General features: G+C 51.0%; 1 protein-coding gene. It reads left to right on the forward strand.

Annotated elements, in window-relative coordinates; translation table 11 throughout:
* A partial coding sequence (locus tag M595_RS28475) for a tetratricopeptide repeat protein (RefSeq protein ID WP_023070007.1) occupies positions 1-508 on the forward strand: 508 nt, incomplete at both ends.

Genomic DNA, 508 nt, shown 5'->3' on the forward strand with positions numbered 1-508 from the left:
AGAAAGCCCTGGGAGAAAATCATCCCGATGTCGCCACCAGCCTCAACAACTTGGCAAACCTCTACAAGTCCCAAGGACGCTACGATGAAGCCGAACCCCTCCATCAACGTTCCTTAGCTATCTGGGAGAAAACTTTAGGAGAAAACCATCCCGATGTCGCACTCAGCCTCAACGGTTTGGCATTACTATACCGTGACCAAGGACGCTACGATGAAGCCGAACCCCTCTACCAACGTTCCTTAGCTATCTGGGAGAAAACTTTAGGAGAAAACCATCCTCGTGTTGCCACCAGTCTCAACAACTTGGCATCACTCTACCGTTCCCAAGGACGCTACGATGAAGCCGAACCCCTCTACAAACGTTCCTTAGCTATTTGGGAGAAAGCCCTGGGAGAAAATCATCCCGATGTCGCCACCAGCCTCAACAACTTGGCAAACCTCTACAAGTCCCAAGGACGCTACGATGAAGCCGAACCCCTCCATCAACGTTCCTTAGCTATCTGGGAGAA

Source organism: Lyngbya aestuarii BL J, from assembly GCF_000478195.2.
In the GTDB taxonomy this organism is placed as follows: domain Bacteria; phylum Cyanobacteriota; class Cyanobacteriia; order Cyanobacteriales; family Microcoleaceae; genus Capilliphycus; species Capilliphycus aestuarii.